The organism is Kitasatospora sp. NPDC058478 (assembly GCF_042720345.1).
In the GTDB taxonomy this organism is placed as follows: domain Bacteria; phylum Actinomycetota; class Actinomycetes; order Streptomycetales; family Streptomycetaceae; genus Kitasatospora.
Window position 1 is genome coordinate 55,548 of the sequence record NZ_JBHXML010000008.1, and the last position, 8,422, is coordinate 63,969.

General features: G+C 70.4%; 14 protein-coding genes. All 14 read left to right on the forward strand.

The genetic code is table 11. From position 1 onward, the window contains the following. The first annotated feature begins 2 nt into the window (after positions 1-2). The 14 genes from ACFWPT_RS06475 to ACFWPT_RS06540 all read left to right on the forward strand — a co-directional run bounded on the left by ACFWPT_RS06475 (position 3) and on the right by ACFWPT_RS06540 (position 8,239). Complete coding sequence (locus tag ACFWPT_RS06475) at positions 3-839, forward strand: hypothetical protein (RefSeq protein ID WP_380479996.1); 837 nt, start codon at positions 3-5, stop codon at positions 837-839. Then, on the forward strand, positions 832-1,041 hold the full coding sequence (locus ACFWPT_RS06480; RefSeq protein WP_380479998.1) for a hypothetical protein: 210 nt from the start codon (positions 832-834) through the stop codon (positions 1,039-1,041). Before ACFWPT_RS06475 ends, ACFWPT_RS06480 begins: the two co-directional genes overlap by 8 nt. Positions 1,042-1,228: 187 nt before the next feature. Beyond that, positions 1,229-1,483 carry a hypothetical protein gene (locus tag ACFWPT_RS06485; protein WP_380480000.1) on the forward strand — a complete coding sequence of 85 codons (255 nt, stop codon included), beginning with the start codon at positions 1,229-1,231 and terminating at the stop codon, positions 1,481-1,483. A gap of 51 nt (positions 1,484-1,534) precedes the next feature. Further along, positions 1,535-1,975: a hypothetical protein gene (locus ACFWPT_RS06490; RefSeq protein ID WP_380480002.1), complete on the forward strand. Its 441-nt coding sequence runs from the start codon at positions 1,535-1,537 to the stop codon at positions 1,973-1,975. A 57-nt stretch (positions 1,976-2,032) separates the two neighbouring features. Then, the gene (locus ACFWPT_RS06495) at positions 2,033-2,428 is read left to right on the forward strand and encodes a hypothetical protein (RefSeq protein ID WP_380480004.1); all 396 of its coding nucleotides are present in this window, start codon (positions 2,033-2,035) and stop codon (positions 2,426-2,428) included. A gap of 63 nt (positions 2,429-2,491) precedes the next feature. After that, positions 2,492-2,977, forward strand: coding sequence for a hypothetical protein (locus ACFWPT_RS06500; RefSeq protein ID WP_380480006.1), 486 nt, complete (start codon positions 2,492-2,494; stop codon positions 2,975-2,977). A gap of 56 nt (positions 2,978-3,033) precedes the next feature. Beyond that, a complete protein-coding gene (locus ACFWPT_RS06505; protein ID WP_380480008.1) occupies positions 3,034-3,195 on the forward strand; it encodes a hypothetical protein in 162 nt (53 codons plus the stop codon). Positions 3,196-3,210: 15 nt separating this feature from the next. Beyond that, positions 3,211-4,698 (forward strand): DNA cytosine methyltransferase, encoded by a 1,488-nt coding sequence (locus ACFWPT_RS06510; protein WP_380480010.1) that lies wholly within the window; start codon positions 3,211-3,213, stop codon positions 4,696-4,698. Then, the gene (locus ACFWPT_RS06515; protein ID WP_380480012.1) at positions 4,695-4,916 is read left to right on the forward strand and encodes a hypothetical protein; all 222 of its coding nucleotides are present in this window, start codon (positions 4,695-4,697) and stop codon (positions 4,914-4,916) included. The genes ACFWPT_RS06510 and ACFWPT_RS06515 overlap by 4 nt, the downstream gene beginning before the upstream one ends. 67 nt (positions 4,917-4,983) lie before the next feature. Next, the gene (locus ACFWPT_RS06520) at positions 4,984-5,418 is read left to right on the forward strand and encodes a hypothetical protein (protein ID WP_380480014.1); all 435 of its coding nucleotides are present in this window, start codon (positions 4,984-4,986) and stop codon (positions 5,416-5,418) included. 190 nt (positions 5,419-5,608) lie between these two features. After that, positions 5,609-6,193, forward strand: coding sequence for a hypothetical protein (locus tag ACFWPT_RS06525; protein WP_380480016.1), 585 nt, complete (start codon positions 5,609-5,611; stop codon positions 6,191-6,193). A 94-nt stretch (positions 6,194-6,287) separates the two neighbouring features. After that, entirely contained in the window at positions 6,288-6,644 is a 357-nt protein-coding gene (locus ACFWPT_RS06530; RefSeq protein ID WP_380480018.1) for a hypothetical protein, read from the forward strand. 270 nt (positions 6,645-6,914) lie between these two features. Beyond that, entirely contained in the window at positions 6,915-7,247 is a 333-nt protein-coding gene (locus ACFWPT_RS06535; RefSeq protein ID WP_380480020.1) for a hypothetical protein, read from the forward strand. 14 nt (positions 7,248-7,261) lie between these two features. Further along, positions 7,262-8,239 (forward strand): hypothetical protein, encoded by a 978-nt coding sequence (locus ACFWPT_RS06540; RefSeq protein WP_380480022.1) that lies wholly within the window; start codon positions 7,262-7,264, stop codon positions 8,237-8,239. The last annotated feature ends 183 nt before the right edge of the window (positions 8,240-8,422 follow it).

Here is an 8,422-nt window from a genome sequence, read left to right on the forward strand (position 1 = left end):
CGATGACCTTCGCCCGGCTGCCCGCCCACGACCGCGTCAACGACCCCGCCTGGCAGGCCCGCTACGCCGACTTCGAGCCCCTGATCGCCGCGCTCCGACGCCGAGGCTTCGTCGCCGACATCGGCCAGATCGACGGCGCCGAGACGATCCTCGCGCAGCTGCCCGACGGCACCTTCCTGCGAATCGACGCCGGCGGCGACTCCGGCGGCCTACCCGACGACATCGACAGCGCCGAATCCTGGCGGGCGATCAGGGACAGCGCCGACAACCCGACGGTGCGCGACGGCGTGTACGACTCCACCGTCGACGGCCCCGACTTCCTCCAGGGCGCGCTTCTGTCGCCGCTCATCGTCGCCATCGACACCTATCTCGAAGCCCGCGGCATCGCGCTCCTGACTATCCCCCACGCCCACTCCGCCGTCGTCACGGTCGTCACGGTCCATGACCACGGCCCCGCCTCCTACGTGGCCAGCGAGGTCTTCCCGGACGCCGCCGACGCGGCCCGCCACGTCCAGGACGTCGCCGCCGAACTGTCGGCGACACCGGGAATCACCCAGTGCCACACGAGCCGCACGTGGCCCCGCTACGTGCTGGCCGGACGCGACCACACCCGGATCGTGCAGGCAACCCTCGCCGAACTCACCCCTGAGCGTCACTCCCCGCACGGCCGGTGCACCTGCCTGTTCGCCCACCCGCAGACCCCCCGACAGGAACAGCAACTCGGCCAGCAGATTGAGAACGCCCTCAAGACCGGCGACGCGCCCGGCGTCTACCTCGCCGCGCTCCGACTCTTCACCGCCCCGCAGTGCCCGGCACGCAAGGCCAACCCCCATGGCTGACCCCGACAACCACACGCCGAGCGACGACGCCCCCCGCAGCCCCCTCGACTTCACGGACCCGCTCTGGGCGAGCCCCCCGTTCGAGCTCTCCTGGTCGCTGGCGGGCCCCCGGCACGGCTGCGCCTGCCAGCTCGGCCACGCCGACATCGCCACCACGACAGCCACCTACACCGCCGAAGCCCCGGAAGACGCCAACCCATGAACATCATCAAGTACTGCGCCCTCGCCCTGAGCGCCACCTCGTGCGCACTGTCCGCCTGGGTGGCCTACACGGCCTACCGAGAGCTGCGGTCCCGCAAGCGCGACTGAAACGCCACGACGTCCCGGGCCCGGCCGACCGCCGGGCCCCGGGCGCCCCACCCCCGACCCCACCTGCACGGGAGAACACCGTGAGCGAGATCCGTTTCACCGTCGACCTCGGCTGCGGCCCCGTCGAGGCCGCCATCACCAACCCGTTCTCCGAGCACGACACCGTCGACGAGCGCGGATGCCCCGACTGCGGCGGACCCGCCTACTTCTCCGGCTGTCCTAGCGGCAGTTGCAGCGGCTGGGCCTGCACCGAATGCGGCACCGGCTGCGACCTCGACTTCGCCAGCGCGACCGACGGCGGCCGGTGCGCCACCACCCTCGCAGACATCAACTGACCACCCCGGCCCGCCGCCCTCTTCGGCAGGCCCAACCTCAAGGAGACCGCCATGGGCAGGGCCTTCCGGCTCGAACTGTCCGACCCCACCGTCACCTACTTCCTGGACCACTTCACCCACGACCGCGTCGTCCGCGCCATGGACCGCCTCGGGATGATCCAGGACCTGCCCTACGACCTGGCCCACGCCGCCGACTGCTCGCACGACCTTGCCCATGTGCTCGCGGCCGTGGACCCGCAGGAGGCCGTTGAGGAGAAGGTCCGCGCCGTCCTGACGGCCAGCATCCCCAACCCGGCCGGCATCCCCCGGCACAAACTCGCAACCGGCGACGGCTGGCTGGTCACTCCTGCCGAGATCACCGCCGCCCTCGCCGCCTACCAGCGCGCCCCCCACGACGAGCGCACCGCCGTGAGCGCCCTCATCGACGACTGGGACCGCTGGATCGAAGTCCTCCACATCGCAGGCGACCACGCCGGATTCCGCTGCACCTGACCACCCACCGCCCCGCCCGCAACCGGAGCCACCACCATGACCCTGCACTTCACTATCGTGACCGCCGACGCAACCGCCGACCACGACCGGTACACCGTCAGCGCCCTCGGCCTGAACTCGCTGCGCATCACCATGCGCGGCTTCGGGATGCTCACCGACTATCAGCCGCTGCTGTGGCCGGACCTCGACGGCCAGGAGCGCCGCCGCCTGTTCCAGATCGACCCGGACAGTACGGACCCCGACCCCGCCGGCATCCCCGACAGCAAGCTGACCCGCCCCGGCAACTGGCTCATCAGCCCCGCCGAGATCACCGCCGCCCTCGCCACCTACGACGCCCTACCCGATTCCGTGCGTCGCACCGTCGAGGACCCGGCAGACGGGTACCCCGCGTGGCTGACCTGGCTCGCGGTCCTGCGCCGTGCCGCCGCCCACGGCGGCATCCGCCGCGCCTGACCACCCGCCCGCCCGGGCCGCCTCTACAGGGAGGGCCCGGCCCCGAAACCTCGGAGCAACCACATGGGCTTCCAGCTCAACATCGAGACCACCGGCGACAGCGCCAGCATCGAATCCCCCTGGTACAACACCAGCAACCTCGGAATGGCCGCCATCCGCAGCACCATGCACGGACTCGGCATGCTCACCCGGCCGACGCCCCCCAACCTCCCCCCGCTGAGCACCTTCGACCTCACGATCAGCGACATCATTGGGCCCGGACAGGTCGTGCCCGGCAAGGAGGCCAACCTCGCCGCCGCCCAAGCCGCCCTCGAAGCGATGCGCGCCGCCACCGAAGAACCTGCCGTCCGCGGCATCCCGCACTACAAGCTCAACAGCAACCTCGAACACTGGCTGGTCACTCCGGTCGAGATCACTGCCGCCCTGGTCGCCTACGACGTCAGGCCTGCGCTGGAACGCCGTGACCTCGAAGCCTGCTCCGCCGACTGGCGCCGCTGGATTCCCTTCCTGCGCATGGCGGCCCAGCACCGCGGCATCCGCGTCTACTGACCTCAACTTGTATGGGCACACCTCCAAGTGTCCGACATCACCTCTTGGACTCCCTGATGACCACCCACGACAGCACGCAGGCCCCGCCACCCGAAGTGCGAATAGCCGCCGACCACTCGCACCTCGCCGTCGAGCCCTACCCCCGGCGCCCGGACGAAGACCTCGCCGACCCAACCTGCCCGTCCACCGCTGCCCTGACCGGCGACCCCCAGTACTGAAAGGAGCCCCGCCCCATGTCCGTCACCTTTCTCGACTTTTTGTGCGGCGCCGGCGGCTCCTCAACGGGGCTCGTCGAAGCAGGACTTCAACTCCGGCTGGGAGTCAACCACTGGCAGCTCGCGCTGGAGACCCACGCCGCCAACCACAAGCGCGCCGACCACCTGTGCATCGACGTGTCCGGCATGCCGATGCGCTACCTGCCCAAGGCCGACGTGTTGTGGGCGAGCGTCATCTGCACGGAGATCAGCCCCGCCGGAGGCCGCCGCCGGGAGACCGCCCAGCTCGACCTCCTCGACGGCGACGACGAGTTCAAGGTCCTGCCCGTCGACGCCTTCGAGCGGACCCGCGTGACCGCGTGGTGCGTCGTACGGGCCGCCGAGGTCCACAAGTTCCGAGCCATTGTGGTGGAGAACGTCCTCGAATTCGCCACCGACTGGATCTTGTTCCCGGCGTGGATAGCCGCGATGAAATCCCTCGGCTACAACTACCAGGTCACCTCCGTCAGCTCGGCCCACATCGGCGACGAGACGAACCTGCGGGCGCCGCAGTGGCGGGACCGGATCTACATCACCTTCACCCGCAAGGGCATGCGCAAGCCCAACCTCACACCGTCGCCGCTGGCGTGGTGCTTCGACTGCGGCGAGCAGGTCAACGCCGTACAGGCGTGGCGCGACCCGAAGATCACGATCGGCAAGTACGGAAAGCAGTACGACTACCGCTGCCCCCACACGCGCTGCAACCGCTCCCTCGTCGAGCCGTGGGTACGCCCGGCCAGTGCGGCGATCGACTGGACGGACCTGGGCCAGCGGATCGGCTCCCGCAGCAAGAAGCTCGCCAACACGACGATGCAGCGCATCGAAGCCGGACGGGCCAAGTACCCGCACGAGCCGTACTCGATCACCCTCACCCACGGCAAGGACGGCGGAGACCGGGCCTACGCGGTCGCCGACCGGCCGATGCCGACCCGCAGCACCAAGCAGGGCGAGGCGCTGATCGTCCCGACCGGCGGCAGCTGGAACATCGAGCCGTACCCGGCGGAGCAGCCACTACGGACCCGCACCACCCGCGAGTCCGAGGCCCTGCTCACCGCCCCGTACATCGTGGAGTTCCGCAACCACTCCTCCACCTCCTCGGTGCACGCCCCGATCTCCACCGTCAGCGCGCAGGGCAACCACCACGGCCTGGTCATGCCGGGCAGCCGCGTCGATCCCCGCGACCGCAACACGCTGGTGGTCCCGTACCGCAAGGGCACCGCCAAGCACGCCGGCTACCCGCTCCACACCCTGTCCACCCGGGACTCGGCGGCGGTCGTCGTCACCGCGGAGAGCATCGAGGACTGCTGGTTCAGGATGCTCAAGCCCCGCGAGCAGCTCGCCGGGCAACGCTTCCCCGGCGACTACATCGTCCTGGGCACCGGCGCCGAGCAGACGATGCAGGCCGGCAACGCCGTATCGTGCAACGTCGCGCACTGGATCGGCCGCCAGCTCCTGGAAGTCCTGTGACCAGGCCCCGGCCACGCTGGCGCCTGCGCCTGGACCCGCCGCCGCGCCGCGCACTGGTCCTCGCCCAGGCCCCCGACCCGGCCTGCCCCTACTGCGAAGGCGCAGGCGGCTGGGACAGCGGCCCGCCGTACGACCGCTACATCACCTGCGTGTGCCACGACCCGGACCGCCGCCTCACCCTGCTGCGCCTGTACCGGCGCCCCGCCGCCCGTTCCTGAACTCCTTCCCGGCTGCCCCGCTCCCTTCCGGGGCGGCCGGGAAGGCCGCCCGAGAAAGACCACGCCCGTGTTCACCGCCCTGCCCGACACCGACCTGTTCACGCCCACCTGCCACCGGGACCCCCGGTACAGCCCCGCCGAAGGCGAATGGAAGAACAAGGGCGACCTGATCGAGAAGTGCACGCCGGTCCTTCCGGAGTGCGTGCCCTGCCCCCACCGGGCCATGTGCATCCGCCAGATCCGCCCCCACCCGGCGAAGTTCGACGGCGTGGCCGGCGGCCGCCTGTGGCTCGACGGCGAGGTCATCGCGACCGCTGACGGCGTCGACGACACCGACCTGCCGCTGCCCGGCAAGCCCCGGGACATCTGCGGCACCACCGCCGGTCACGGCAGGCACTACACCGTCGGCGAGCAGCCCTGCGAGCCGTGCCAAGCAGCCGCCGACGCCGAGCCCGACAGTGATACCGCCGATGAGCAGCTGGCCCTTGCGATCGCGGCCTGAGCCCACCCCGTCGGCCGCCCGCGCCCCAGCCGCCGGACCGGCCAAGCACAAGGCCCGGACGCGCCTACCGGGGCCTGGCCGCCGCGAACCACGGCGGCCAGGCCGGGCACAACTCGCCCGCACCGCCACCAGGTCGACCACCGCGGCCCGCGAGGGGGCCGGTCGCGGATCACCACCGAGAAGGATCATGATGAGCACCACCGACACCGCCGACATGCCCAAGGCCCCCCTGGTCATCGGCCTCGACCTATCCCTCACCTCCACCGGCATCGCCGGCGTCGACTGGGCCGACGCGCTGCGGCCGAAGAGCACCTTGCGCGGCCACCCGCGCCTCGACTGGCACCTGCGGGAGATCACCGAACGGGTCCGCCGCGCAGACCTCGTCGTCATCGAGGGCGCCGCCTACGGGCACGGCGCGCAGGCCGGGCACCACGAACTGGCCGGACTGTGGTGGATGGTGACCCAGGCCCTGTGGGAGAACCGCATCCCGTACGCCCAGGTCCCGCCCGCCTCGCTCAAGATCTACGCGTGTGGGGTCGCCAACCCGGCGAAGGACCACCCCAAGGAGGTGCGGGCCCGGGTGGCGAAGGGCATGGTCCGCGACGTCGTCGCCACAAGATACGGCCTGGAGTGCGAGGGCCCGGGCCGCTACGACCAGGCGGACGCGAGCATCCTCGCCCACATGGGCCGCGACTGGCTCGGCCAACCGGTGGTCACCTTGCCCGAACAGCACCGCCGCGCCCTCGCCGGAGCCGCCTGGCCAGGGGCGAAGTAGACGATGGGGGCGATTGCAATTCCCCGCCCCCAGAGTGGACTCCAACCAGGAAGGAGTATAGAATCTAACTATAAGGACTGAGGGAAGGACCGAGATGAGCACGCACCGCGAGGGCATCGCCTGGCAGCGAGAAGACGGCACCTGGAGCATCGGCTACTACGGCTTCACCCGCCTGTCGGCACTCGAAGACGGCGACCCGGACGACTGCGACGACGAGTGGGACATCGAGTACCACTACGACAGCTTCTGGTTCCTCTCGACCGGCCACCCCACCTACGAATCCGCCTTCGCGGCATACACGCGGACCGAGGCGAACCCGGGCGTCGAGCCCGACGGCCTGACCTGGGCGAAGCCGGAGGGCCGCGACGAGGTCGCCCGCCTCGACGCCATCGCGGCCGACTACCTGGCGCGAGAGGCAGAGCTGGCAGCGTACTTCCAGTTCTGGAAGTGACCCGCACGCGCCGGCCGGGGCCCTGTCCGGCCGGCGCCCCGCCCGGGGTCGAGCATCCGCTGATTCTGCGGGGGAGCCCGTGGTTCGCCTCCCCTTGCCTCATCGGTGAAGCCGCGGGCTCCCGTGGCCGCCCTCGGCGAGTCGCCCGGTCGGACCGCCAGCCATCGCAACCCCGCCCCGCCCGCCCTCGCCACCGACCGTCGACTCCACCATCACTGACCGGCCCGTGGGCAGCCCCCGAGCAGGGGGCTGTCCAGGCCAAGGAGCGCCATGACCGTAACCCTGCCGATCCCCGCACTCTCCAACCTGCTCGCCGCCGACGATCGCAGGCCCCTGGCCACCCGCCTGACCCGAGAACAGAACCTGAGCGCACTGGCTGCTACCTACGCGGCAGCCGTCGCCGAGAGCGCCGCCCACAGCACCTGGGAGGCCTGCGACAGCGAAGCACCCTACGCCGAGTGGCTGGCGGACGTACCGCAACCGATCCTCGCCACCGCCCTGCACCTGGCGTCCGCCGCTGCCCGCGACAACGCAACCGCGCTGCGCGAGATCCGCACCGCCAGAACTCTTCTCGACACCCTCGCCGACCACCTCGGACACTGACCCGGAGGCACCTTGTGAACAATCCCTACGCCGTGCGCGTCGCCACCGACGGCACTACGGACACCATCGGCGACTACAGGCGGTGGGCCATCCCTCCCCGGGCCAGCACCGACCGCCTCGGGCCCCTCCTCGTCCACACCAACCCTCAGGAGTGCGACCTGACCATAAATCACTTCGCCCGCCACGTCTGGAAGGAAATCGCCGGATCCGGGACTCCGCCCATGCTCCGCGGGCCGGTCTGGTTCACCCCCCACCCGCACGCCGGTGCGCCCCTGACCCGAGCACCCGGGAGTCTGGTCTACGCCATCCAGGACATCGTCCGATCCGCACCAAAACTCCGGCGCCGCCGGTGGGATCTGAGTGTTGCCAGCGGACCTGGGCGCTTCCCCGCAGGCTCCGACGGCCACGGTGTTGCCTGCGACGCTGAATCCGGCCGCCGGGCGGTTGCACTGTGCGACGCCGGCGACGGAGGACTCGGCCGCGACTATGCCAGGCGGCACGCCGCCGCCCTTGCGGCACGGGCCTCGCAGACCGGGGACCCGATCGATGCCATCCGCCAGCAGCTCTGCGCCGTCAAGGCGGAGCCGTATTCCTGGCCCGGCTCGCTGGGCAGCGCCATCGTCGCGACCTGGAAGGCCGATGAAAACGTTCTCCAGCTGGCCTGGTCCGGCTGTATCGAGGCGTACCGCCTGGTCGATTCCGGGCAGGTCCTCACGCTGACTTCAGAGCCGGACCATGTGCCCAGCATGATGGGGCTGGTGGCCTATCGGGAGGTGTCGATGCGCAGCACGGTGCGGTTGGCGCTGGCCACGGACGGCGTGGGCTTGCAGATGTCGCAAAACACCTATGCCGTGAGCGAGGTTCTGGGCCACGCGGAAGACCCGAAGTGCGCCGCCGGTCTCCTCGCGCGCGCCCGTCCGTACCCAGGTTCATACGACGAGGGCACTGTCCTGGTGGTCGATGTTCACCGTCCGCGCCCCGAAGTCTTCTAGTTAGGGAAGAAGTTGGGGAGGAGGAGTGGACACTCGCTTAAATGAGTATAGAATCTAATCATGAAGCAGGGGGGAGCCCCCCGCTCAAGAAAGGAACTTCACATGTTCACGCAGCTCGCCCAGGACACCGCCAAGCTCATCCACAACCCCGGCATTCAGGCCCGCGCCATCCTCAACTCCGTG

What these genes read in the sequence shown, in the direction of transcription:
- ACFWPT_RS06505 (WP_380480008.1), top strand. Translation starts at nt 3,034, where the DNA reads ATGACCACCCACGACAGCACGCAGGCCCCGCCACCCGAAGTGCGAATA.
- ACFWPT_RS06525 (WP_380480016.1), top strand. Translation starts at nt 5,609, where the DNA reads ATGAGCACCACCGACACCGCCGACATGCCCAAGGCCCCCCTGGTCATC.
- ACFWPT_RS06490 (WP_380480002.1), top strand. Translation starts at nt 1,535, where the DNA reads ATGGGCAGGGCCTTCCGGCTCGAACTGTCCGACCCCACCGTCACCTAC.
- ACFWPT_RS06535 (WP_380480020.1), top strand. Translation starts at nt 6,915, where the DNA reads ATGACCGTAACCCTGCCGATCCCCGCACTCTCCAACCTGCTCGCCGCC.
- ACFWPT_RS06500 (WP_380480006.1), top strand. Translation starts at nt 2,492, where the DNA reads ATGGGCTTCCAGCTCAACATCGAGACCACCGGCGACAGCGCCAGCATC.
- ACFWPT_RS06480 (WP_380479998.1), top strand. Translation starts at nt 832, where the DNA reads ATGGCTGACCCCGACAACCACACGCCGAGCGACGACGCCCCCCGCAGC.
- ACFWPT_RS06475 (WP_380479996.1), top strand. Translation starts at nt 3, where the DNA reads ATGACCTTCGCCCGGCTGCCCGCCCACGACCGCGTCAACGACCCCGCC.
- ACFWPT_RS06510 (WP_380480010.1), top strand. Translation starts at nt 3,211, where the DNA reads ATGTCCGTCACCTTTCTCGACTTTTTGTGCGGCGCCGGCGGCTCCTCA.
- ACFWPT_RS06530 (WP_380480018.1), top strand. Translation starts at nt 6,288, where the DNA reads ATGAGCACGCACCGCGAGGGCATCGCCTGGCAGCGAGAAGACGGCACC.